At 48.8% G+C, this 24,358-nt stretch carries 16 protein-coding genes; 5 read left to right on the forward strand and 11 right to left on the reverse strand.

Annotated elements, in window-relative coordinates; translation table 11 throughout:
• Positions 1-232 precede the first annotated feature (232 nt).
• Positions 233-2,386 (forward strand): polyribonucleotide nucleotidyltransferase, encoded by a 2,154-nt coding sequence (locus QUB20_RS13405; protein WP_333240164.1) that lies wholly within the window; start codon positions 233-235, stop codon positions 2,384-2,386.
• A gap of 563 nt (positions 2,387-2,949) precedes the next feature.
• On the opposite strand, the gene QUB20_RS13410 is transcribed toward QUB20_RS13405, so the two are convergent.
• Entirely contained in the window at positions 2,950-4,221 is a 1,272-nt protein-coding gene (locus tag QUB20_RS13410; RefSeq protein ID WP_333246783.1) for a HAMP domain-containing sensor histidine kinase, read from the reverse strand.
• Positions 4,214-4,888 (reverse strand): two-component system response regulator RppA, encoded by a 675-nt coding sequence (gene rppA, locus QUB20_RS13415; RefSeq protein ID WP_333056440.1) that lies wholly within the window; start codon positions 4,886-4,888, stop codon positions 4,214-4,216. The genes QUB20_RS13410 and rppA overlap by 8 nt, the downstream gene beginning before the upstream one ends.
• A gap of 159 nt (positions 4,889-5,047) precedes the next feature.
• Between rppA and QUB20_RS13420 the strand changes: the two genes are divergently transcribed.
• Positions 5,048-5,437: a hypothetical protein gene (locus QUB20_RS13420; RefSeq protein ID WP_333056441.1), complete on the forward strand. Its 390-nt coding sequence runs from the start codon at positions 5,048-5,050 to the stop codon at positions 5,435-5,437.
• Between the two features lie 233 nt (positions 5,438-5,670).
• On the opposite strand, the gene QUB20_RS13425 is transcribed toward QUB20_RS13420, so the two are convergent.
• From QUB20_RS13425 to QUB20_RS13440, 4 genes are all read right to left on the reverse strand, one after another.
• Entirely contained in the window at positions 5,671-6,993 is a 1,323-nt protein-coding gene (locus QUB20_RS13425) for a ferric reductase-like transmembrane domain-containing protein (protein WP_333240160.1), read from the reverse strand.
• 87 nt (positions 6,994-7,080) lie between these two features.
• A complete protein-coding gene (gene iscB, locus QUB20_RS13430) occupies positions 7,081-8,352 on the reverse strand; it encodes an RNA-guided endonuclease IscB (RefSeq protein ID WP_333246781.1) in 1,272 nt (423 codons plus the stop codon).
• Between the two features lie 264 nt (positions 8,353-8,616).
• Complete coding sequence (locus tag QUB20_RS13435; protein ID WP_445299397.1) at positions 8,617-9,399, reverse strand: superoxide dismutase; 783 nt, start codon at positions 9,397-9,399, stop codon at positions 8,617-8,619.
• A gap of 402 nt (positions 9,400-9,801) precedes the next feature.
• Entirely contained in the window at positions 9,802-9,996 is a 195-nt protein-coding gene (locus QUB20_RS13440) for a hypothetical protein (protein WP_333246779.1), read from the reverse strand.
• A gap of 576 nt (positions 9,997-10,572) precedes the next feature.
• Here QUB20_RS13440 and QUB20_RS13445 point away from each other — a divergent pair.
• Entirely contained in the window at positions 10,573-10,725 is a 153-nt protein-coding gene (locus tag QUB20_RS13445; protein WP_333291406.1) for a hypothetical protein, read from the forward strand.
• A gap of 87 nt (positions 10,726-10,812) precedes the next feature.
• On the opposite strand, the gene QUB20_RS13450 is transcribed toward QUB20_RS13445, so the two are convergent.
• From QUB20_RS13450 to QUB20_RS13460, 3 genes are all read right to left on the reverse strand, one after another.
• Positions 10,813-11,514, reverse strand: a complete 702-nt coding sequence (locus QUB20_RS13450) for a rhomboid family intramembrane serine protease (protein ID WP_333246778.1) — start codon at positions 11,512-11,514, stop codon at positions 10,813-10,815.
• Positions 11,515-11,541: 27 nt separating this feature from the next.
• A complete protein-coding gene (locus QUB20_RS13455) occupies positions 11,542-13,188 on the reverse strand; it encodes an alpha-amylase family protein (RefSeq protein WP_333246776.1) in 1,647 nt (548 codons plus the stop codon).
• Between the two features lie 123 nt (positions 13,189-13,311).
• Positions 13,312-14,535 carry a PQQ-dependent sugar dehydrogenase gene (locus QUB20_RS13460; RefSeq protein ID WP_333246774.1) on the reverse strand — a complete coding sequence of 408 codons (1,224 nt, stop codon included), beginning with the start codon at positions 14,533-14,535 and terminating at the stop codon, positions 13,312-13,314.
• 688 nt (positions 14,536-15,223) lie between these two features.
• Here QUB20_RS13460 and QUB20_RS13465 point away from each other — a divergent pair.
• The gene (locus QUB20_RS13465) at positions 15,224-16,567 is read left to right on the forward strand and encodes an amino acid permease (protein WP_333246772.1); all 1,344 of its coding nucleotides are present in this window, start codon (positions 15,224-15,226) and stop codon (positions 16,565-16,567) included.
• 25 nt (positions 16,568-16,592) lie between these two features.
• The gene (locus QUB20_RS13470) at positions 16,593-17,258 is read left to right on the forward strand and encodes a methyltransferase domain-containing protein (protein ID WP_333232253.1); all 666 of its coding nucleotides are present in this window, start codon (positions 16,593-16,595) and stop codon (positions 17,256-17,258) included.
• 208 nt (positions 17,259-17,466) lie between these two features.
• On the opposite strand, the gene QUB20_RS13475 is transcribed toward QUB20_RS13470, so the two are convergent.
• Positions 17,467-18,717, reverse strand: a complete 1,251-nt coding sequence (locus QUB20_RS13475) for a Rid family detoxifying hydrolase (protein ID WP_333246770.1) — start codon at positions 18,715-18,717, stop codon at positions 17,467-17,469.
• A 299-nt stretch (positions 18,718-19,016) separates the two neighbouring features.
• On the reverse strand, positions 19,017-24,347 hold the full coding sequence (locus QUB20_RS13480) for a response regulator (RefSeq protein ID WP_333246768.1): 5,331 nt from the start codon (positions 24,345-24,347) through the stop codon (positions 19,017-19,019).
• Positions 24,348-24,358 lie beyond the last annotated feature (11 nt).

Below are 24,358 nucleotides of genomic sequence, written 5' to 3' on the forward strand. Positions count from 1 at the left end.
CAAACGAAAATTGATCGTACCATCTATGGAAGGCGTTTAGCGGACGATCGACCGAAGCATCGACCCCAGACAGCAAAAAATAATTTTCGAGTATAAATGCTCATAAGCCAGACGCAGACAGTCGATCGCGAGGCGATTATCCCTGTCTTTTGGCGTCGGACTCTCAAACATCCTGTGGTAATGTTACGATCCCGACAGAGAAAGAATGTGGTAGATAAGGAAGCAGTGCTACATGGTAGAGATAGACAAGTCAATATCCTTCGATGGACGGGATATTAGACTGAAGATTGGTTTACTAGCGCCTCAAGCAGGCGGTGCAGTTTTGATTCAGTCGGGTGACACGGCGGTTTTGGTGACAGCGACTCGATCGCAGGGGAGAGAAGGAATTGATTTCCTGCCCCTGTTGGTGGATTACGAAGAGAGACTCTACGCTGGCGGTAAAATTCCCGGTGGATTTTTGCGAAGGGAAGGGCGTCCCCCAGAAAAAGTGACTTTGACTGGCCGTTTGATCGATCGACCGCTGCGTCCGCTATTTCCAAGCTGGCTGCGAGATGACATCCAAGTTGTAGCCACAACGGTTTCGATGGACGAACAAGTGCCACCAGACGTTTTGGCGGTGACGGGGGCTTCGGTGGCGATACTGCTGGCGAAAATGCCGTTTTACGGGCCGATGGCGGCGGTACGAGTCGGTTTGGTAGGAGACGATTTCATCATCAACCCCACCTACAGCGAAATCAAAGAAGGCGAGTTGGATCTCGTGGTAGCTGGTTCTCCTGACGGAGTAATCATGGTGGAAGCCGGCGCCAACCAATTGCCGGAACAGGATATCATCGAGGCGATCGACTTCGGCTATGAAGCAGCCTGTGACTTGATTCAAGCCCAGCGCGAAATTATGGCGGAATTGGGCATCGATTTGGTGGTAGAGGAACGGCCATCGCAAGATTCGGCCCTGGAAAACTTTATTCGCGATCGCGCCCAAGAACCCATCCGCATCATTTTGTCAAGATTTGAAAAAGACAAAACCATACGGAATGCAGCATTGGACGAAGTTAAGGCAAATGAAGTCGAAGCTGCCATCGCCGAACTTGCCGAAGACGATCCGGTAAAACTAGCAGCCACCGCCAACAGCAAGGCGATCGGCAACGTTTTCAAAGACGTTACCAAAAAAATGATGCGGAAGCAGATCCTCGAAGATGGCGTCCGCGTAGACGGTCGCAAGCTAGACGAGGTGCGACCCGTTTCTTGTCGCGTAGGCGTCTTGCCGTCGCGAGTACACGGCTGTGCGTTGTTTAATCGGGGGTTAACCCAAGTGTTGTCCGCAGCTACCCTGGGAACCCCAGGCGACGCCCAAGACTTAGGAGACGACTTGCACCCGCAGCAAGACAAACGCTACCTCCACCACTACAACTTCCCGCCGTTTTCCGTGGGAGAAACCAAGCCGATGCGATCGCCCGGACGCCGAGAAATCGGTCACGGAGCCCTCGCAGAACGCGCTTTACTGCCCGTTTTGCCATCCAAAGAAGATTTCCCCTACGTCATTCGCGTAGTTTCCGAAATCCTTTCTTCCGACGGTTCCACCTCAATGGGTTCAGTTTGCGCCTCAACGCTAGCATTAATGGATGCAGGCGTTCCCCTTTCCCAACCCGTCAGCGGCGCGGCAATGGGCTTAATTAAAGAAGGCGATGAAGTCCGAATTTTGACTGACATTCAGGCAATTGAAGACTTTTTAGGCGACATGGACTTCAAAGTAGCCGGTACCGACACCGGGATTACTGCTTTGCAGATGGACATGAAAATCAAAGGTTTACCCTTAGATGTGATAGCCACCGCCATCCGCCAAGCCAAACCGGCCAGACTGCACATTTTAGAAAGAATGCTGTCAACCATCGACACTCCCCGCAAGGAAATGTCGCCGTTTGCACCGCGTTTGCTAACCCTGAAAATCGATCCAGAATTTATCGGTTTGGTAATTGGGCCTGGTGGCAAAACGATCAAAGCCATCACCGAAGAAACCGGTGTCAAAATTGACATCGAAGACGACGGAACCGTGACAATTGCTGGCAACGACAGCGAAAAAGCTCAACGGGCTTACAACATTGTCCAAGGCATGACGCGCAAGTTGAATGCAGGAGATGTGTATGTCGGCCGCGTAACTCGAATTATTCCGATCGGCGCTTTTGTGGAAATTTTGCCCGGAAAAGAAGGAATGATTCACATTTCCCAGTTAGCTGACTACCGCGTTGGGAAAGTGGAAGACGAGTTAGCTGTGAACGATGAAGTGATTGTCAAAGTGCGAGAAATTGACAACAAAGGTCGAATTAATTTGACCCGCTTGAATATTCATCCCGACGAAGCGGTAGCCGCCCGCGAAGCGTTGAATAAATAGTTTACAGTTGGTAATTGGTAATTACTTATAGAGTAATTGCTAATTGCTAATTGCTAACTGGTGATTAGTAATTGCTAATTGCTAACTCGTGATTAAATCTGATTGTTTCAGATTTGGGAGTAGGTGCGCGACAGCGACAGATCGACAAAAGTGCGATCGGCTGTAGAAGTTAATAAAGTCGCGCACTTTCCCCTCGGCGGCTGAAACCGCAACTACACAATCGATCGCAACTGTGATTCAAGAGTGACAATCTTCGATGTCCCCGTTATAGCCGCAGGATATCTTCTATGACCGAAAGCATCCAGGGGGAGCATCTCAATGAAAGCAGGCCTCCGCTAGAAATTGGAGTTTTGAGGCAGGAGGCAGGAGGCAGGAGGCAGGAGGGAAGAGGGAAGAGGAAGAAGGAAGGAGCCAGAAGAAGTGTTTTTACAAATATGAGATGCTCCCCATCCAGGATACCCGCCACGTGATTCATCCGTCCAGAAATAAAAAACCTGTATCCGATAAAGGAACCCCCGAATTTATCTCGCGCAAGTCAATGCTTCAATTCTTTAATCTAAAATCTAAAATCTAAAATCGATTGACAGGGGCAGTTCTATTTGAAACAGAGAACCTTTCCCAACCTCGCTACTTACCGTTAGGTGTCCGCCGTGAGCTTCCACAATTTGCTGGGCGATCGCCAATCCCAATCCAGAGCCGCCTTTCTTCCGTGTTCGTACCTCATCAACTCGGTAAAATCGGTCAAAAATGTGTGGCAAATCTACATCGGGAATGCCGATTCCCGTATCTTCTATTTGAATTAAAATGCGATGAGATTGAGTCAATAACCGCAGCCACACTGTTCCTTCAGGTAAGGTATATTTGCAGGCATTGGTGAGTAGATTAGTGATAGCTTGTTTTAATAAATCAGAATTGGCTTTGATGATAACTCTCTCTTCAGGCAGTTCTAAATGAAGGCTTAAATGCTGGGCAACACCCTGTATTGATGAAGTGGCGATCGTATCTTTTAACAGGTCATTCAAGTGAATCGATTGAATCGACTTTGCATCTAACTGTCCTGCCTGTCGTGCTAAAAACAAGAGATCAGTCACCAACCGATTCATCGACTTAGCCGTTTCAGCAATCTTTTCCAATCGAGAGTGCTTAGGCCCGCCGGCATCGACTGGGCTGAGTAAGCCAACCTGGGCATTGCTGAGTATGGTGGCAAGCGGTGCCCTTAGTTCGTGGGAAGCATCAGACGTAAATCTTTGCATTTGGACATAGGCGTTTTGAATCGGTTGCATAGCCAATCCGCCTAAAAACCAACCTACTAGACTAATCGCGCCCAGAGTCAAGGGCAATGTTATCACCATCACAATCAGTAACTCTCTCAGTGTTTTCTGAGCATCCGTCAAAGGGATGGCAATCTGGAGATAGCCAATCGTGCGTCCGTTGTAGTCAACCGGAAGCGTTAATTGTCGCAGCCACTCGGGGGAAGACTCAATGGTTTGAAACGCCGCGCGAGCCTGAATCCGATCCGAGGGCTGCGCCCCATAAAACTGTTGCAGTTGTCCAGTCGCTGAATACCACCTAGCGTAAACAACTTCACTGCCAGAGGGAGGAGAATAATTACCAAGAATCGGAACGTTACTCAGATCGATGTGTTCTTTTCCCTGCCGCAAACCATAGTCAATATTGGCAGCCATGACTCTTGCTTTTTTGTAGAGTAGTCGATCGCACTCTTCTAAGCTGTTAACCGCTCGCTGGTAGTAAATGATCCCGGCAAACACGATCAGAATAGCCCCCATCGAGAGCGTAAACCAGTGGGCCAGATTGCGGCGGCTACGATTAAACATCTGGATTCAAGCGATATCCCATACCATATACGGTTTCTAGCCAACTGACAGCACCTATCATCTGCAATCGCTGCCGCAGACGACGCACTAGGACAGTAATCGCATTACTCTCAGGTTCGTTGCCCCACTCCCACAAGGCTTGTTCTATTTGGCTGCGGGAGAGTATCTGACGAGGATGGCGCATCAGATACTCTAGAAATAGAAATTCACGAGTCGATAACTGCATACTTTGCTCCCCCCGTTCAATAGTCAGCGTTGATAGATGTAGAGTCATATCTTCAACCTGTAAAGTATCCCCTTTCCAAAGTGGCGATCGTCGTCCCAAGGCCCGCACCCGTGCCAGCAGTTCAAACACATCGGCGGGTTTGATGAGATAATCATCGGCTCCAGCGTCTAAAGCGCTAATTTTGTCAACAATCGCATCTTTGGCAGTCAACAGCAACACCGGGGCCGTTTTTCCCAGACGGCGGTATTGCTGGCATAAGCTTAAGCCACTGATCTCAGGTAATAACCAATCAAGGATCAACAGATCATAGTCCCGCTTCGATAAAATCCACTGGGCCGTCGCCCCATCTTCTACACCATCGACAATATGTCCCGCCTCAGAGAGAGCAGCTTGAAGTGGCTCCAGTTGATCTACATCGTCTTCTACCAGGAGAATTCGCATCCGTCTAACCATTGTTCGGCAAATTTTATGTATGTTAGAGAAGAAATTTAGGAAAAGCATCCATCACAGGTAAGATTTATGCCAATCAGTTGCTAACTAAAATGTTGGTAGTTTCTCCCGATTATTTCGAGCAATCTAAATCTAAAATCCAACATTCCCATGACTTTACCTCGCATCCTACCACTTCTACACCGCGCTGCCTGGGAATTTTGGGTACCTCTGCCATTGGTAGCAGCCTTATTCTGGACTACAGGTAACTTCATCGCGGCCCAAACTCTAAGCCGTCCGTATAACTCTGTCAACAAACTACTGGCAGATAGACCGTTAAATCGGAGATTACCAGTAACAATCTTGACCATAAATGCAGAAATCGATCGCAGCCTGGGTGTTACCACTATTTTTGTCAACACCAGTGACTCAACTTTAAAGAAGCTGGAATACGAGTTTCCAGTAACCCAAACCAGTCAGGTCGAAGCAACGATCGCCCAAGAATTAGCCATGCCGGTTGAAAATGTCCGCAAATTGATCAGCTACCGGATGAAGAACTAAGCGGTTGAGCGAAAAATTGCTGCACCATTGGCGAGTGGGAAATAGATCAAGTACCGCCGATCCCAAGCATGGATTTAGTGCCTGTGATGAGAAGGACTAGAAATTCTGTCTTCTCTAAGATCAATAGGCTCAATTCGAGTTTGAATCCAGGCAAAGAGAACCGCAACTCCCAACAAAATGAGCGTTGTGCCTGCTACCAGTTGCAACATGATACTGTAACGCATAGCCCCCCATTAAGCTAAATCAAAGTGTTCCATGTGAACGTTCGTGACGGGAACATTTAGTTCAAATAACGCCCGCTCAACTGCATCCATCATCACCGGAGCCGCACAGACAAAGTAATGCCGACTGCCCCGATGAAGAGGAATGTATTTTTCCAATAATGCTTGGTCAACATAACCTGTGTCACCTGCCCAATCGTCATGAGCTTTTCGCAACACATAGACGATCGATAGATCTAATTTTTCCTTTAAAGCGTCTAGCTCTTCTTGATAGGTCAGGTCGTCCCAGGAGGAAGCCGCGTAGATCAGCAAAAAGGGGCGATCGTCCTTTCGTTCCGCCGCTGTCAACAGGATGCTGAAGATGGGTGTAATCCCCACTCCACCGGCAATCAGCACAAAGCCAGCGCTGTCCCAATAGCGCTCGGTCGTAAATACGCCATAGGGCCCATCCAAATACGCTCTCGTTCCCGGTTGAACATCTTTGATGCCTTTGGTGAAATCTCCGATCGCTTTGATACCAAACTCGATGCGATCGGCGCGATCGGCACAAGACGACATCGAAAACGGATGTTCTCGCATACTCAGCGGGGTAATATTCAGCGTCAACCAGGCAAATTGACCGGGTTCAAAGGTAAAGCCTTCATGTCCCAGCGGACGCAATGCCAGCGTCCAGACATCACCCCGTTGGGGCAGCACTTCCTCTACCACGTAGGGCTTTTGAGTCATCAACCAGGGTTTGACCAACCGCACATAAACGATTAGCCAGAGCGAGACGAGAATAATGCCTCCCCATAGCACAGCTTTCCAGAACAAGCCTAAATAATTGCCAACGGCGAGGGCATGTGCAAAGCCGAATCCCACTGCCACCACTGCCAGAATGGTGTGAGAGGCTCGCCACGGTTCGTAGGGAATCTTGAGTGGTTTGCGCCAGATAGTTGTCACCACCATTGCCAGAAATGCCAGTGTACCCAAGACAGCCATCCGCGCCCGCCAAGGGGCCTGGGGAAAGTTGAGTAGTTGCAGGGTTTCCGGTTGAGCAATAAATAAAATAACTGGATGTACCAGAACCATGAAAAATGCCACCAGTGAGGTATAGCGATGAAACTGCAGCAGGATATCAATCCCGTAAGAGGTTTCGATCCGATTGACGCGGGCCGTCAGGATAAATTGCAACGCCATCATCGCCAAACCAATAAAGCCCAGCGCTACCGAAAACTCAGTCCAGAATCCACGTCCAGAGGGAGCCGGATGCAGTAACAGCACCAACAGGGGAAATAGAGTTAGTGACAGATACCCTACAATCCAGAGAACAGCAACAGCGCTCGGGCTATGCATCAACAACCTTCTCATCTGTTTTCCCCCTTGGAGACCCCCACTGAACCTGTACTCAGGTCAGTGGTGGGAGGAAAAGGGGGGCAAGGTTTATGCTGCATACGAATAACCATCCTTTCTGTGAATAATTGAACAATATTTGTGGCTAACCCCCGACACCAATTTTGATGCGGAAATATTAAATGAACCACTCGTTCTAACGGCAACACGCCCAAAGTATTTACCAACTTTCTTACCAGAAGTAACGATTGCTTTGACCATATCTCCAGTTTGAAAACCTTTAACAAACTTAAGCCGGGGAACATAGCGACATGGAAATCCAAACTTATCGGTACGACACATTTGGCGCGTCCCATGCCCAGTAGCTTTAATTAACAACGGCTTGTTTGTTAAAATCTTCAGCGATTCAACGTTCCCAACACAAGCTGCATCTAGCCAGTGAGTTTTAGCTACATTTAATCGAGTGCGATTGAACTTTGTTAAGCCCCCACTGCCAGTAGAAACAGGCAAACCAGTCATACGGAGTCGATTAAATAATGCCCAACGAGTTGAATTGACTGCTGTTGCGTCTTTTAAATAACGCCTTGCTTGAGACAAAACCCGTTTTAAAACCTCTGGCTTTTTAGACAGGAATTGCTCAATATTTTGAGTTCCTTTCTTGATATTGCAATTTTCACAAGCAAGGCAAAGATTAGAAATGCGATTAGAACCACCCTTAGCTTTGGGATGAATATGCTCGACTTGTAACGGTGTATTTGTAACACCACAGTAAGCACACTTTCTGTCCCATTTGGCTAGCAAGTATTCGCGGACTTCGTAGCCACACAAAACGCCTTGCTGGTACTCGATTCCAGAAATTTCTGGGTTTTCTAATTGTTGTAAGTCGAACCGTACAAGTTCTTGAACAATAGAGGCAATGGGGGCCAGTTTCCTCAATCTAGTCACCCATGTTAGAGTTGTTTCAAGGCGGTGTTGCAAACTGGGCGCTAGCCAACCTTTAGGGCGAGTCCTATTTAGAAATCTAGCTGGACGATAGCGAGTATGGCGATTCCTCCTTCCTCTACGCAATGAACGACGAGATTCAAGGCTGGCTTTAATAGCTTGACCTCGGTGAGTTAGTTCTGCACCAAAGATTACTTTTTCCCCTTGCACTAATGCGAACCCGCTGGTTCTAGAACCCGGATCTATTTTAAGAGTGATTGGTTTTCGGGTTGCTGTTACCTCTACTTTGAGAATTAGTGTGAATGGATACCTTTTAAGAACAGCGGCTTTGCCATTAATTAGCAACTTACGAGCTATTCCTGGGTGGATTGGATTGAGCGGTCGTTTTTGGGTATCAAGTACAAAAACAAAATTAGACATTTAAGTCCTCCCTTTCGGGGTAATGTTCGCTTCGTCAATGTTTAAGGTCGGTAACTATCTTAAAAGCACTGGCTTAACCCTTACACCTGTTTAACTTTTAAGTTCTAGAGCAGAGAACTAGCAACGCATTCTCTGGTAGGTCTTTAACGCTTACCTTAAACGTAGTGATTTAACACTTAAACTGGTCAACTCTGCAATTTCTGTGCCCCCACTATATCGGTACTCCGATTAGTGGTGGGTAGTTGACAGCAAACTCCTAGACGATTATGGTTGGGATGCGAGTTGAAACCGTCGGTTTACTTCTTCCCAGTTGACCACATCCCACCAATTGGTCAGATATTCAGCGCGGCGATTTTGGTAGCGCAGATAATAGGCGTGTTCCCAGACATCGTTGCCCAAGATTGGGTATAAGCCTTCGGTAATCGGATTGTCCTGATTGGGCGTTGTGGTAATTTGCAGTTGTCCTTGGGAATTACGAACTAACCAAACCCAACCACTGCCAAAGCGACCGCCCCCCGCTTCGTTAAACTGTTTTCTAAAGTTCTCAAAACTCCCAAAGGTTTGATTGATGGCTTCAGCAACTGCACCAGTAGGTTGCCCACCCCCATTGGGACTCATAATTTGCCAGAAAATCGTGTGGTTTAAATGCCCACCCCCATTATTCTGAACAGTTGTGCGAATAGCTTCCGGCACACTGTTAAGGTCACGTAGCAAAGCTTCAACACTACGGTTCTGCAAATTCGACTGTTGCTTTAATGCCTCATTGAGATTCTCAACATAAGAGGCGTGATGGCGATCGTGATGAAGCTTCATGGTTTCGGCATCAATAGCTTTCGCCAATGCACCATACTCATAGGGCAACGGCGGTAGTTGCGCGGGGTAGGCGCTCAGTTCCCCACCCGGTGATGCGACAGCAGATGGTTGAGTCGTCGAGGGGGATGTCTGGGATGTCTGCGCCTGTGGTGTCGATTGACAGGAAATGATCAGCAGGACTACCGCAGCTCCTGCTATCAAAAAACGGATAGGTTGTTGTAAAAAGTTTTTCATCGTTTTCGGTCAATTCAATGAGATAAAAAAGACGGTTTGACAGATTCGGAAAAGCCAGCACGATCTGCAGTAGCTCTTGCTTCGCTAAGAGCTTCGCCTGAAATCACCAGGATTGAGCAAGGAGGATGAGGAACGACATAGTTACTGACACTCCGTACTAGCACCTCGGCTAACCTTTTGGTTGCGCTAGCACAACAATAAGGTCTGCTCCCCATTGTCGAGATATAGCAATCCTAAGTGATTTTCTAGATCCGTAAAATCTGAAAGTCTTGCTATACAACAAGTCTACGAAGACAAGAGGGCGTTGTGTTGTGAGACTCAGATCGGATTGCTATACATGGCAAATCGCCCGTCCTGACTTTCCCTTTTCGTAGATAAAGTCTACTGACATCTGCCACAGATTTACTTCTGCTGGTAAAGCCGCCATAGCTTTTGATTTTTCTCCTCTCCTGCACTTAGGGAAGTGATGGGAGTGTACTGACTCAAGTGAGATGGGTCAATACAATGGAAAACTTGGCAAACAGCATTCTCTTGTTCTGCTAGGGTAAGCGCTTGCTCAAAGAGAAAGGGTGTAAAGGGTGATTCATCAAAGGCCATCAAAGTCCTTATTAATTTCCTTCTACTGATTAGCCATGAGCTAATTAGCATTGGAGTCGATTCGACTCAGACTGAAAAAGATATGATCTAAGCGTTTAAGCTCTTATATTTTAGAGTCACAAGTAAATGTGACTAAAAAATGACAAAATTTTTTATTCCCGGCTGGCGGGGTGACAAGCCCACTTGAAACCCAGATGGGGCAAAGGTTGAGCTTCGTTGCGGTAAAAAAAATCGACCGCCGAATTGTGACAAGCTAGCCTATCCTAAAAAAATGCTACGGACATCCTATCAGACCCATTTACAAAAACAACTGACACAGGCTCAGTTTATGTTAATTAAAATCTTGGTTTGCTTGATACAATCAGAAAAACAAGTCAATCGATTTTAGATTTTAGATTTTAGATTTTAGATTTTAGATCAATAGTCCGGCCAGTTTTTATATAGCCCAATGGCTTATTCTCGCTTGACTTTGAACCACTGTGGATAATTAAATCAATGTCAGGTTAGAGCTGGTTCCACGGGTATTTCCCTATCCAAGAACAGCCGAAAGTCGCCGGAGCAAGCTACACAGATTTCTTGACATACCTCAATGCCAAAAATACGGCAAACGGAGTACAGGGAGGCGTGCAAGAGGGAGAGCAGTGGGCAAATTATCTCGAACGATATTATGAATCTGTGCAAGACTTAATGAAAACTCGAAATAAGCGTCGCTTTTATCAACAGGTATAGGGGGCTGCCACCCTGATTATGCCTAGTTTGTAGACCTTTTTGTCACCCTCCCAGATTACTTGACTAATTGATCGATCGCTTCTGAAATTAACGCTCTTTTGACGCAAAGAGACCAAAGAGAGGACCCAGAAGGACACCAAAGACGAATCCTCCCGCATGTGCCCAGTAAGCAATACCACCACCTTCCATGCCGACATTACTGCGTATCTGCAAACTGGCAATACCGTACAAAGCTTGTTGGACAAACCAAAAGCCCAGGAAGAAAATTGCCGGGATACGGAAAGTTGTTATAAAGAATCCTAACGGAACCAAGGTCAGAATTTTAGCGTGAGGAAAGCGAAGAATGTAAGCTCCAAGGACACCCGCTATCGCCCCACTAGCTCCCAACGCAGGCACCGTAGACTGCATCGAGAAAAACCACTGCGCCAACCCTGCCAAGGCTCCACAAAGCAGATAGAAAATCAAAAACTTGATATGTCCCAACTGATCTTCGATGTTGTTGCCAAATACCCACAAAAACAGCATATTTCCACCCAGATGCAAAAAGCCTCCATGCAGAAACTGCGAGGTAATGAGTGTCATCGCTTGAAGTAGAATTTGTGTGAGATCACCACTTTGAAAACTGGTAGTTAATTGATTCGGAACAACCGCATAGGCTTGTACAAAACTCTGCAATTGCGGAGCTGATAAACTTGCCTCATACCAAAAAATAACGATGTTGATACCAATTAACCCATAATTGACGTAAGGAGTAATTCGGGTAGGATTGTTGTCGTGAAGGGGAACCACAATACTTCTTCCTTGTATGGAAATCGGTTAAAAAGGCTGGTTGCCCACGCGAAACCAATGGTAACCGTAGCCTTTGAGATGAATTTTATGAGAGGAATCCACGATCGCCTGATCCGGCTGATCTTCAAACAAATCAATCAAATATTTGTTAGCATCCTCTTTGAGCGTCAATGTTGCTGTACAGGCAGCTTCTGCCAGATTATGTACGGCAATAACCACCCTGCCCTCCCACTCACACCGATGGGCGAATACACTGGGGTGATTTGCCTCCAAGATTTGCCATGCGCCCCAACCAAACTCTGGGGATTCCTTCCGCACGCGGATGGCGCGTTCCATCCAGTTGATCAACGAGTCAGGGTTTCGACGTTGAACCTTGACATTCAAATGCTCGTAGCTGTATTCGCCTTCGGAAATAACAGGAAGGAGGAGTTGATCGGCCTGGGCCGTCGAAAATCCACCATTGGGCGCACTCGACCATTGCATTGGTGTCCGAGCCGGATCGCGCTCTTTCAATGATAAGTCATCGCCCATACCCAATTCTTCGCCATAGTTAATCACTGGCGTGCCTGGTAGGGTTAGCAGCAAACTATAGGTTAGTCGCAGTCGCTGAATATCGCCCTTGACCATAGGAGCAAATCGACGACGGATACCGCGATCGAAAATCCACATTCGATCGCGATCGGGCGCAAATGCCCCTGCAATTTCGTCTTGCTGAACATTGGAGAGTTGATCGAGTGACAGTTCATCATGATTGCGAATAAAGTTTGCCCATTGCCCAATGGGGGGGACATCTGGCAATTCTTTAAATGCTTCAATTAGTGGAGTTGCTGTTTCCTGTGCCAGGGCAAGCATTAAATGTTGATTTCCCCAAAAGTTAAACAGCATTTGCATCCGGTTGCCATCCCCAAAATACCTGGATAGTGCTTCGGGAGGTTCATTGGCTTCTGCCAGCAAAATCGCATCTCCCCGTCGCCAGGAAAGAAAATTCCGCAGTTCATCAATGTAGATGTAAGGATCATCGACTCGCTCAAACAGGTTATCAGCCTGTCTCAGTTCAATGAGATAGGGAGCGGCATCAATCCGAAACCCAGATACGCCCAACCTCAACCAAAACCCCATGATTTTTTGAATCTCTATCCTGACTTCAGGATTAGTAATATTCAAGTCAGCCTGATGGTCATAGAACCGATGGGCATAATAGGCTTCTGCTTCTGGTTGATATGTCCACGTCGCTTTCTGAAAACCAGGGAAGATAATACCTTCTAGCAAATCCTGCGGTTTCTCTTTTGACCACAAGTAGTAGTTCCAGTATTTGGATGCTTTATCTCTACAAGCTGCTTGAAACCAGGGGTGCTGATCTGATGTATGGTTGACAACCAAATCCACAATAACCCGAATTCCTCGTTCTTCTGCCCTATGGGTGAATGCAACAAAATCTCCCAATGTTCCTAAACGAGGATCGATGCTGTAGTAGTCCATCACATCGTACCCATTATCTTTATTGGGAGATGGATAGAAAGGCATGAGCCAGATGCAGGTAACGCCCAACCCAGACAGGTAATCAACGCGCTCAGTCAAGCCTGCAAAGTCACCAATGCCATCACCATTCGCATCCATGAAGGTTTTGACATCGATGCAATAGATGATGGCATTTTTGTACCAGAGATCTAGCATTAGAATTACCCATTCAACTCATAAAAGAACAGGTAAAGCAATCGATCGAGCGATCGTAATTCTCTACCTGTTTTCAATTTGAAGCCCAAAAGTGATCAGAAGGTGACAGGTTCAAAAACTGACTCAGCGAGTAATGCGAAGAATCTTGTCCTGCTCTGGTGGGCAACTGCCGCGACCATCACAATTACTGGTGGTTACATACAATTCCCCATCGGGGCCCATAATCGCTTCTCTGAGCCGTCCCTGCTGCCCCTGCAAATACACTTCATGCTGCTGCACCTGACCCGATCGAGGATCAATGACAATTCGCTGCAATTGCTCTGCCCGCAGTCCTGCAACGATGAGGTTGCCTTTCCATTCAGGAATCGCACTGCCTGTGTAGATGGTGGCTCCTCCGGGGGGTAATGCCTGCTGCCACACGATCGCAGGGGTGACTAATCCTTGCTGTGATTCACAGCGGTAGATAGTGGGCCAGCCCAAATTATCACCTGCCTGGGCAACACTGACTTTATCGTGTCCCGATCGCCCTAACTCGCCACTAGGGCCATGATCGCTGACCCACAGAGTCGATACATTGACCCAATCAAACCCCTGAGTATTGCGAATCCCCAGGATATAAACTGGATTTCCTGGGAAGGGATTATCAGCGGGTACCTGGCCATCAGGGGTGACGCGCAAAATCTTGCCTGCAAGACTTTTGACATTCTGAGAAAGGTTTGGATCTCTGGCGTCTCCGGTGCCAATATAAAGCATCCCATCGGGACCAAACCGAATCCGTCCGCCGTTGTGGAATTGAGCAACGGGAATATTGTCAACAATGGTGCGATCGCGGGTTGCACTCACCCCATCTTGGGACAACTGCCAGCGTTCCACCCGATTCACTGGAGTGCCATTTTGGTTGGCCGTGAAATACACATAAAAGAATCGGTTATTGGCAAAATCGGGATGAGTGGCAATGCCCAGTAATCCACCTTCACCACGATCGCTGACATTGATGGTGGCGATCGCTTGGGGGCGCAGCTTGCCATTTTGCACTAGCCGCACCCGTCCCGATCGTTCAGAAACAAGCAGATCGCGGTTTGGTAAGAAGGCAATCCCCCAGGGAACATCCAGCCCTGTCACCACTTCCTCCACCCGTACACTCACCTGCCCCTGCGGACCAAACCCGTTTTCTACCAATTTGCAACTGGCTGGCTGGGCAGTTTGATTAGTTTGTGCCTGTTGCGTTTCACTACTGATTTGGACAGAAGCCGGTGTTTCGCGCACCTGCGCCTGGGGAGAATTGCAGCCCACTAGACCCATGATGCTCAAAATTAGCCCACTTTTAAGAATGTTTGTTCGTTTCATGCCTTTTTACCTACTAATTACTTTTGAGCTATGCTCCAATTGCCATCAATTTTTGTGAATCAAAGAAAACAGCTAACGCCGCTGCTCCACCTGTTCAAATCACTTTTTCTTGTAGACACGATCGATCGTCGTTTAATCACTTTTGAGCCAAAAATTTGCCGACAATACCAAGCCCTGATCTAGCAATCCAGTGCTTCTAACCATTCAACAACATGATTGCTATTGTGCAAGATCGTGTAGAGTTGCTCATCTTGCAAAAGGCTGAGTGCCGTTTCTGGATTATCTGTGCGGTTGTCTGATTGGCGATCGAAGCGCTCATGTATTGATTTCGTGACGCGGATTTGGTAGATGCTACCTCAACTGCAAGCAATGGTTCGTTCTGGTTTGATTATCCTGCAAACCATCGAAGCATGGGAACCTGTTCTGAGTCATTAATTGGAAAAATGTGGGGATTGTCACCTTTGAGTCACATTTGCTGTGGAAGCTAAGAGTAGACCTTGATTGTCAACCCTCTCCTAAATAGATTTTTAAGGATGAACAGTTCACGTTTCCAGCAACTCTTTTTATTTAATTTCTGGTATCGCAGGAATTCTAATTCTTCTGAGTCGGCGCCGGACTTTTGGGCAAAACGGAAATTGGTTTAAGCCTGGGTGTCGTAAAAAATTCTACTCGTTGAGAAGCTAAAACTGTGGATAGATTAGAGAACACTGCACTGGTGGAACGTAACGAACCCCAAACAGGGACTCCAAAACCCTCTATTAGTCTAATTGATGCGATCGCCTTGATTGTCGGGCTAGTAATCGGCGCAGGCATTTTTGAAACCCCTGCTCTGGTCGCTGCTAATACCGGAACGGTTGGTGGTGTCATAGGAGTCTGGCTGATAGGCGGTGTTGTGTCATTGCTGGGGGCACTTTGCTACGCCGAATTGGCCACGACATATCCCCATGTCGGCGGCAACTACTACTACCTGAAACGGGCATTTGGGCAACCGATCGCAGTTTTATTTGCCTGGGCACGCATGACCGTGATTCAGACTGGATCGATCGCGCTGCTGGCATTTGTGTTTGGCGACTATGCCTCTCAGCTACTTCCACTAGGTGGCTACTCCCCTGCAATTTACGCAGCAGTCGCGATCGCCCTGCTCACAATGCTCAACATCATTGGACTGCGCCAGAGTAAAGGCCTCCAGAACGGGCTAGCGGTGATACTCGTTTTAGGCTTACTGCTGGTCATCGTAGTGGGTCTGGCCTCCTCCCCTCCTCCCGTCCCGGCCCTTTCCTCCGATGCCTCCCGTACCTCTTCCTGGGGCTTAGCGCTGGTCTTCGTGCTGCTGTCCTATGGTGGTTGGAATGAAGCCGCTTACATTTCTGCCGAAATTCACAACCCACAGCGCAATATTTTGCGATCGTTCCTCTGGAGCATTGGCATCATTACAGGACTTTATCTGCTGATTAATCTGGCATATCTGCGGGGATTGGGTATCGCAGGCATGACCGACTCTCAAGCCGTTGCATCAGATTTACTGCGGCGAGTGCTGGGTGAACCAGGAGCCGCGTTTGTGAGTTTACTGGTTGTGACCGCCACGCTGGGGTCGATCAACGCCAGCATCTTTACGGGGGCACGCAGCAGCTTTGCTCTGGGGCAGGATAGGTCGGCATTTCGCTGGTTGGCACGCTGGCACCCGCATCCGAGTTCACCCACAACCGCTTATTTATTGCAAGGTGCGATCGCCCTGACGCTGATTGGGCTGGGAACCTTCACCCGCAAAGGATTTGAAACAATGGTGGACTACACTGCGCCCATCTTCTGGTTTTTCTTTTTGATCAGCACCCTGTCCTTGATTGTTTTACGCATTCGAGAACCCGATCGACTCCGCCCGTTTAGCGTACCGCTTTACCCGATCGTTCCCATAGTGTTCTGCGCCATTTGTGGCTATTTGCTCTATTCCAGTCTGGTTTATACAGGCATCGGCGCGATCGTAGGGGTCATCGTTGTTCTACTGGGTATTCCCTTTGCCCGTCACACTACATAGCAACTTTTTTTGGAGATTTACAATCGTGCAACTCAAAACCATTAGGCAATCATTCTTTGTTGGCGTTAGCATTTTCAGTTTTGCTGCGATCGGCTGTACCCAACAACGTAACTTTGAGACAGTGGCTCCAACTCCGGCTGCCGCATCCCCAACTAATTCTGTTTCCGATGTGGCTCAAGCGACTCCTAGCCCCACAACAGAAGCTCCCACCCGTCAACCCGATGTCGTTTACGTTCCAACCCCTGTACCGGTTGTGAATGAAATGCTGCGGCTGGCAAACGTGCAAGCCAATGACGTAGTTTACGACTTGGGTAGTGGCGACGGTAGGATTGTGATTGCAGCCGCTCAAAAGGTTGGCGCGCGGGGCATTGGTATTGACATCAGCCCAGAACGCATTCGAGAAGCTAACGAGAACGCCAAAAAGGCTGGCGTTACCGATCGTGTCCAGTTTCGTCAGGAAGATTTATTCCAAACAGACTTCAGTGAGGCAACAGTTGTCACGCTTTATCTCCTGCCAGAACTCAACGTAAAACTGCGCCCCAAATTACTCAGTCTAAAACCAGGTACGCGCATTGTGTCCCATGAATTCGATATGGGCGACTGGAAACCTGAGCAGGTAGTAAAAGTGGACGGCAGAACTGTCTACTACTGGGTTGTACCTGAAACTCCTCCTGCTAATTTGAAGAAGTAAGGATCGCGAATTAAATAACTTACAATTTTAATTGTTATTGTGGGATGGGCGTCCCGCCCGTCCAAAAAGGACGGGCGTCCCGCCCGTCCCACAATCTTGTGGAAGTTATTTAATTCTCATTCCTAAGACTATTGCAGCTTGAGGAGTCAGACTCTATATAGCTGGCACGTCGATCGCTCTTCCGGCCAGGTCAGCACACTAACTCACGTTAAATAACCGCAATGCAGTCAATCTCAACTAAGACATCTTTCGGCAAACGCGAAACCTCCACACAAGCGCGCGCCGGTGCAGTTTCCGCATCAAAATATTTCGCATAAACCGCATTCACGGCGGCAAAATCATTCATATCTTTGAGGAAAACCGTAGTTTTTACCACATCCAACCAAGTAGCGCCGGCTTCTGTGAGAATCGCTTCGAGATTTGCCATAACTTGTTCGGTTTGTTTTGCCACATCGTCGGTGTAGACAATATCATTTAGTCTAATGTCGATCGCAATTTGGCCAGCTACAAACAGCATAGTGCCCGTAGCGGCGATCGCTTGATTGTAAGGGCCCACGGGTGCCGGTGCTTTGTCAGTACGAATAATTTTGCGCGTCATAGATGTTACTGTTTGCGATTCTTGTTGATAAGTTTGTTTGGTGTCGATTTCTATTTTAGAGGTTTCTGGCTCGTAGATTTCTCCATCTGGCATTATCGCATCAGTGAAGTCGGCAGTCTTAATATTCCAACCATAGGTTTTAGCATCAGTCAAGTCTGCTTTCTTAAGGTTGGCTCCCTCCAAACTTGCCATCATCAAATTTGCTTGTTGAAGACTCGCTCTTTCGAGATTTGTCCTTTCCAGACAGGCTTTTTTCAAATTTGTCCCTGTGAGGTTTGCTGCACCAAGATCCGCCTCAGTCAGATTCACGCCTGATAAGTTAAATCCAGACAGATTGACACCTCTAAGTTTAGCTTTCTGGAGATTGACATCTTCGAGACTAGCACTACGTAAGTTAACTCGACTCAATTCTGCTCCTGTCAAGTTTGCCCTCGTCAAATTTGACCCTTCCAGACTTGCTTTATTTAAATTTGCTTCCTTCAGAGAAGCTTTAGTTAACGATACACTGATTAATTGAGTACCACTTAGGTTTGCATTGTCCAGTTTAGTATTTCTCAAGTTAGCACTTGTGAGCTTTGCCATACTCAAATCAGCACCGCTGAGGTCTGCAAAACTGAAGTTGACACTATTACCTGTCACCCCGATTAAGTTTGTTCCTACCAGGGATGCTCTACTGAAGTTTGCTCCTTCGAGGTTTGCATTGGTCAAGATTGCCTCACTCAAATCAGCTCCCGACAGATTTGCACTAGATAGCCATATTCCACTCAAGTCTGCATCTTTGAGGTCTATCCCACTTAACTCTGCTTTTTGAAAGTCCCGTTGGCCTTTGGCGTATCTTTCTAAAAGTTCTTCAGCATCCATAAATAACCGATCGCCCTTCCGCTACACCCCACATTCCCAGCCTACCACCAAAACCGAAAGCGCGATCTAAATCCGCATCAATCAATTTTCATCTGCGGTCAATCAACTCCCTTTTTCAACCGCAGATAAACACAGATAAACGCAGATAAATTATATCAAATTCGTCCTTCCTCGGAATCATCCCTCTCTCTGTTCTCTTTCTCTGCGTTCTCTGTGTCCTCTGCGGTTTAATCAATCCAATTTCATCTGCGGTTAACAAATTCCCATTTTTCAACCGCAGATAAAAGCAGATTTACACATTACACACCAACCGGAGCACCAACAACCTCACCTTTCAACATCCGAGAAGCAGCATCAAGCAATTGCTCCTCCAAATAAGGCTTAGTGAAATAGCCTTTTGCGCCCAAACTGTAAGCCATTTGGCGGTGTCTGTCAGCACCGCGAGAAGTTAGCATCGCGATCGGCAATTCACACAAAACCGCATCCTTTTGCATCCGAGAAAGTAGTTCCAAACCGTCCATTCTCGGCATCTCAATATCGCAGAAAACGATATCGCAAGGCAGACCAGATTTCATCTTTTCCCAAGCTTCCTTACCGTCGCGAGCTTCTTCCACGCGATAGCCAGACTTCTCGAAAGTAATCGACAAGAGCGATCGCACCGTAATCGAGTCATCCACAATCAGCACAGTCGGCTCAGTCTTCTCGATTTCCGCCTCCTTAGTAGCCTTCTCGCCCTCATCCCAAAGCGTACCGCCAGTGTCCTTCCGCAGCCTGCCCGTAGCCAAATCGATCAGCTCCAGAACGTCCGCAATCGCCACGATCCGACCGTCCCCAAGCACCGTGGCCCCAGCAATCCCGATCGGCTTGGGCACCGGCCCTTCCAACGGCTTGATCACAATTTCCTGTTCCGTCGAAACCTGATCCACCTGCACCGCCAAGAAATTGCCAGCAGAGCGCAGCACAATCACCGAAATCATGTCATCGTCAGTATTGAACCCGTAAACACTGCCCCGACCCAAATGGCGGCTGTAAGCCAGCAAATCCCGCAGCGGCCGGAACGGCAAGCTTTGACCCCGCCACTCAATGCAAGGCAAACCATCCGCCCCCGTCGTCACCTGATCGCGAGGCACATCGATCATATCCTCGACCCCATCCATCGGGAAAGCAATGCGAGCTCGATCGCTAATGCAAGTCAGAGCCTTAGAAATACTCAACACGAGAGGTAAACGGATGGTAAACACAGTCCCCTTGCCGATCGTTGAATCGATCGACACAGTGCCCCGAATTTCCTGCAAGGAAGTCTGCACCACATTCATACCGACCCCCCGACCGGCATACTCCGTCGCCTGTTCCTGAGTGCTGAAACCCGGCATAAACAGCAAATCGTAAACTTCCGAGCGAGACATCCTCTGAGCCTGAGCCGCCGTCAGCATACCCTGCTTAATCGCCTTCGCCTTCACCCTTTGCGGATCAATTCCCGCCCCGTCGTCAGAAACCGAAACCACCGTTTGGTTCCCTTGGTGGAAAGCGCGAATCGTAATCCTGCCGACTGCAGGCTTCCCAGCCGCCAGACGCACCTCCGGCGCTTCGATCCCGTGAGTAATCGCATTGTTCACCAAATGAGTCATCGGGTCATATAGCTGATCCACAATCATCTTGTCGATCAAAATCTCCTTACCCTCAACCTGCAACTGAGCCTGTTTCCCGCACTTAATCGCGATTTCCCGCACGGCCCGGAACAGCCTGTCCGTCGTCTCCGCAAACGGCTTCATCCGGGCGCGAGTCAAACCTTCTTGCAGTTGAGTCGTAACTTGTCGCAGTTGGCGAGTCACCTGATCCGCCTCATCCACCAAAAACTCAATGTCCGCCGCCGACTCCCGCACCCGCACGATCAGCTCAATAATCTCTTGAGCCAAACTGTGGAAAGGAGTAAACCTGTCCATTTCCTCTGGTCTCCAGGCACTTTCGCGGGTGTGGGCCGAATCCTCAGAGCGCCAGGCCGATCGGTGTCCCTGCCGGTTTGCCAGCAAAGCAATCTCCAAAAGACTCCGCTCGTAGAAATCCTGAGTCCGCTGGCTCACATCGCTCAGCAGCGCCACCTGGTGCAGCAAATTGTCCAAAAACTGCCGCATCCGTTCTTGGTCTTGCTCCAAACTGTTGCGGTTTACCACCAGTTCCCCCATCAAATTGCTGAGGTTATCTAGTTGTTTGACCGGCACCCGCATCGTCTGGTCGCCGAACCCGCCCGCGCGGGCATTCCGCCTGGGTCTGTTGATCGCCGACGGCCCCATATTGCCTTCCCCTTGGCGGCCGCTGTCCTTGGGATCTTCGAGCAGTTTTTCCAAATCGCCAAATTCGTCGTCGCTCTCATCGGCAGCAGTGCGCGGAGCTTTACTAGCAGTTGTCGCCGGTAGCCCGTGAATTTCCGGCATAGTTGCGCTCTCGCTGAGGAGTTCTTCAAGATCCGAGAAAACTTCTGTATTTACCGGACTCTGATTTGTACTCGCAGAAGCTGCTATGACAGCTCCCGCACCGCCTGCAATTAACAGTGCTTCTAAATCGTCAAAATTGCCTTCAGAATCATCCTCATCGCCTGATTCGCCATCGCCAAAAAAGTCTGCCAGCGACCCCTCATCTAACTCCGAGGCATCGGCCTGGGCTGACTCGTCCTCAGCGTCCCAAAAGCCCGTCGTCAGTTCCGAAGTCACCAAAACCTCAGCATCGATCGAATCCAACAAATCATCAAAACCCTCCAACTCTGCGTTGTTGAGAGTAGCGCCCGTTTCCATCGCCGAGAGCAAGTCAGCATCGCCATCAAACATACCATCGAGAGATTCAGCAGGCAGCGGCTCTAAATCCACACTCGAAAAATCAGTTTCCAGGGCATCAAACAAATCATCTTCGCCCTCATACTCCCCGGCGACATCTGTTTCGGCTCGATCGAACAAATCAGCACTCACCCCGCCTGCCAAACCATCGGCAGGTTGGGCAGACAACTCATTCACATCCACAGCAGCGCCCTCATCTGGCGCCACTACAGCATCGGGCTGCTGCACCAGCCCTTCCCCAAACATATCCTCCAAGAAATCGAAAGCTGCGCCCTCATCAGATTCGAGATTTGAAATTTCCGACTCAGGACGATCGTCGGACAAAGCCCCAAGTTCAACCTCTGCCGAATTTGCCAAGCCTTGGTCGGAAACCGCCGCACCATTGTTATTATTGTCGAACAAACTCCCCAAGTCGCCCTCATCAACTCCCAAATCCGCACTCAGCAATTCTGAATCCCCATCCTTGGGCCAACCCCCACGGGCTTGCCCCGAAGCTTCTCCCTCATACTCCGTACCCGTAGGTACAGAACCGAAAAGCTCAGCCAAATCGGCAGCTTCTCGGGAAGTAGCCACTCCTTGCCGATCCCGCACAGTCTGTTCATCCTCAGAAATCGCGTCCGAGGTCATATCCCCAAACAGCGCATCCAAATCCGTATCGTCCCCTTCCAGGTTGAGCGATTGCACAGACTCGTCTTCCAGGCCGAAAGCATCTTCTAGCCAGTTTTCATCTGCTGAGATATCTAAATCAGAATTTGATGTCATGTTAAGAACGTTGCCCATTTCCTCATTTTGTGCGGTGCCTGCAGCTTGAGCTCGATCGCCCCCGTTCTCCCCACCTTCGTCTTCTGAAGAAAGGAAATTAGAAGTAATCCCCAACAACTCGCTCAAATCCGAATCCTCGCCAAGCTCAGAGAACAACTCGAAATCATCCATTTCAGGCTCTTCAAGCGCTTCGGCATTCGCTGAATCATTATTGTCCCCCCCGGCTGCCGGCTGCTTCGATTCTCCGTCTAAAGCCTCCGACTTCAGGGAATACTCCGAAGAGACTGCCTGCCCACCTGTTGCCTCAGATAAGCTTAAATCGCCGAACAAGTTCTCGAAATCAGCATTGTCCTCCGTACCACCAGCAGAAGTTTGGGCCGCCACTTCGTCCAACAGCGTACCGAGAGCATCTTCGTCCGCTTGTCCCCTCGCTGGGGCCACCGTGTCGGATCGCCGCTCCAAACCGCCCCTACCGTTACCCGTTTTAACCTGGTTGCGGGTTAACCGCTGGCTCGAACCCGCATTTTTATGACCGGCAGCTACTGTCGAGCCCTCTGCCTCCTCTCCAAACAGCAAATCCTCCCCAAACAAACTCGTCAGGTCATCAATCGGAGGCGTCCTATTCGTTTCGGAACTTTCCGCATCGTATTCGTCAAACAACAAATCAGTAAAATCGCCGGAATTGTCATCATCGTCTAACCCCAGCATTCGGGCCGCCGATATCCCAGAAGAGTGTGCATAGTCGAGGTCTTCTTCTTCTTCCCAAGCGCCGTCGAGATCCGGGGACTCGCCGTCAAACAAGTCAGCTAAAGTGTTGAGTTCTGCCGCGCCCACTTCCGGGCCGCTGCGGGTCGAGCCTCTAAAAGCACCCGTCTCTATATCCGATTCTGCGAAGGCGGAATCTTCGTCGAACTGGGACAATCGAATGCCATTGTCATCGTTGCTGTCGCCGCTGTCGAGTTGGTCGAATAGCTCGTCTATACTCAGCCCAGAAATAGTCGGCAGCAACTTGTTCAATCCATCCGGGGCATCGCCCGATCCCACCAGATCCCAGGCCTCATCCTCAACAGAAACCACATTTTTCCCGGATTTACTCGGTTGAGCGAAGGCCAGCAAATCTTCAAAATCTGTTTCTGGAACCAGAACAGCCGGCTGCAGCGACAGAAGTTTTGCGCTTGGGGCGATCGACGATTCTAGACCAGAAATTACCAGTTCTTGCGCTTGTTTGATGTCTTTGATCACCGTTGGGGCTAAGGTGCGGTAGGTATTTTCTGGATTGCCGATCGCCTTGGATACAGCTTGGATCAATTCTATCCAGCAGGGCAGTTCAAATTCTTCCCCCGCCCTGAGCAAGTTCCGACAAATGTTCTTAAGTTGCCGCCTGCTTTCTGGCCCCTCCGGCTGTTTAAACTCTTGCAGGAGTTCCCGCATCCTCGCCGGCACGTCCGAGTCAAATACTAGCTGCAGCGCGCTGTCTTCTGTTGTTCTGGCATCAGGTGCGTAAACTGACCGCGAATCTGGAAAACTCTTTGATGAGGCAAAGGCCCCGACTCCCACCCCCGCCATAACTGGTTCGGGTACTGGCATCGCGTAGCTCTCGTCTGCATGGTGTTCTCCGTGTCCAACGAGTCCCCCCAAGTGCCCATTAAGTTCTTCAAATACTGGTTCTAATTCTCGAACCATCTGTTCTCCCAATTCTTCTGTCAGTCCAAAAGGCCCCGACAGTTGCTCTAACAGCCCTTGCAATGTGTCAAAAATTCGCAGAAAAAGGGACTCTAGCTGTTGGTCTACTTTAACGCTGCACTCTTTTAATACTTTAAAACTATCTTCTAGTCGGTGAGCTGTTTGCTGAATGCTCGTCAGCCCCAGCATTGCTGCTCCTCCTTTGACAGAGTGAGCGGCCCTAAATACTTCGTTGACCAGTTCGGGGTCTTCGATCGTGGTTTGCAGATTCAGCAACCCTTGTTCGATCGTATTGAGGTGGTCTTTTGCCTCCTCAATAAAGTAGCCCATTATCCTCTGTTGTTGCTCCGGCAGCATAGTTTTATTCC

The organism is Microcoleus sp. B4-C2, assembly GCF_036705265.1.
Lineage (GTDB): Bacteria > Cyanobacteriota > Cyanobacteriia > Cyanobacteriales > Microcoleaceae > Microcoleus.

Bases quoted from the DNA above. Each gene is read 5' to 3' on its own strand.
- QUB20_RS13435 (WP_445299397.1), bottom strand. From the start codon at position 9,399: ATGAAAAACTTTTTACAACAACCTATCCGTTTTTTGATAGCAGGAGCT.
- iscB (WP_333246781.1), bottom strand. From the start codon at position 8,352: ATGTCTAATTTTGTTTTTGTACTTGATACCCAAAAACGACCGCTCAAT.
- rppA (WP_333056440.1), bottom strand. From the start codon at position 4,888: ATGCGAATTCTCCTGGTAGAAGACGATGTAGATCAACTGGAGCCACTT.
- QUB20_RS13420 (WP_333056441.1), top strand. From the start codon at position 5,048: ATGACTTTACCTCGCATCCTACCACTTCTACACCGCGCTGCCTGGGAA.
- QUB20_RS13405 (WP_333240164.1), top strand. From the start codon at position 233: ATGGTAGAGATAGACAAGTCAATATCCTTCGATGGACGGGATATTAGA.
- QUB20_RS13425 (WP_333240160.1), bottom strand. From the start codon at position 6,993: ATGCATAGCCCGAGCGCTGTTGCTGTTCTCTGGATTGTAGGGTATCTG.
- QUB20_RS13480 (WP_333246768.1), bottom strand. From the start codon at position 24,347: ATGCTGCCGGAGCAACAACAGAGGATAATGGGCTACTTTATTGAGGAG.
- QUB20_RS13440 (WP_333246779.1), bottom strand. From the start codon at position 9,996: ATGGCCTTTGATGAATCACCCTTTACACCCTTTCTCTTTGAGCAAGCG.
- QUB20_RS13460 (WP_333246774.1), bottom strand. From the start codon at position 14,535: ATGAAACGAACAAACATTCTTAAAAGTGGGCTAATTTTGAGCATCATG.
- QUB20_RS13475 (WP_333246770.1), bottom strand. From the start codon at position 18,717: ATGGATGCTGAAGAACTTTTAGAAAGATACGCCAAAGGCCAACGGGAC.
- QUB20_RS13455 (WP_333246776.1), bottom strand. From the start codon at position 13,188: ATGCTAGATCTCTGGTACAAAAATGCCATCATCTATTGCATCGATGTC.
- QUB20_RS13410 (WP_333246783.1), bottom strand. From the start codon at position 4,221: ATGTTTAATCGTAGCCGCCGCAATCTGGCCCACTGGTTTACGCTCTCG.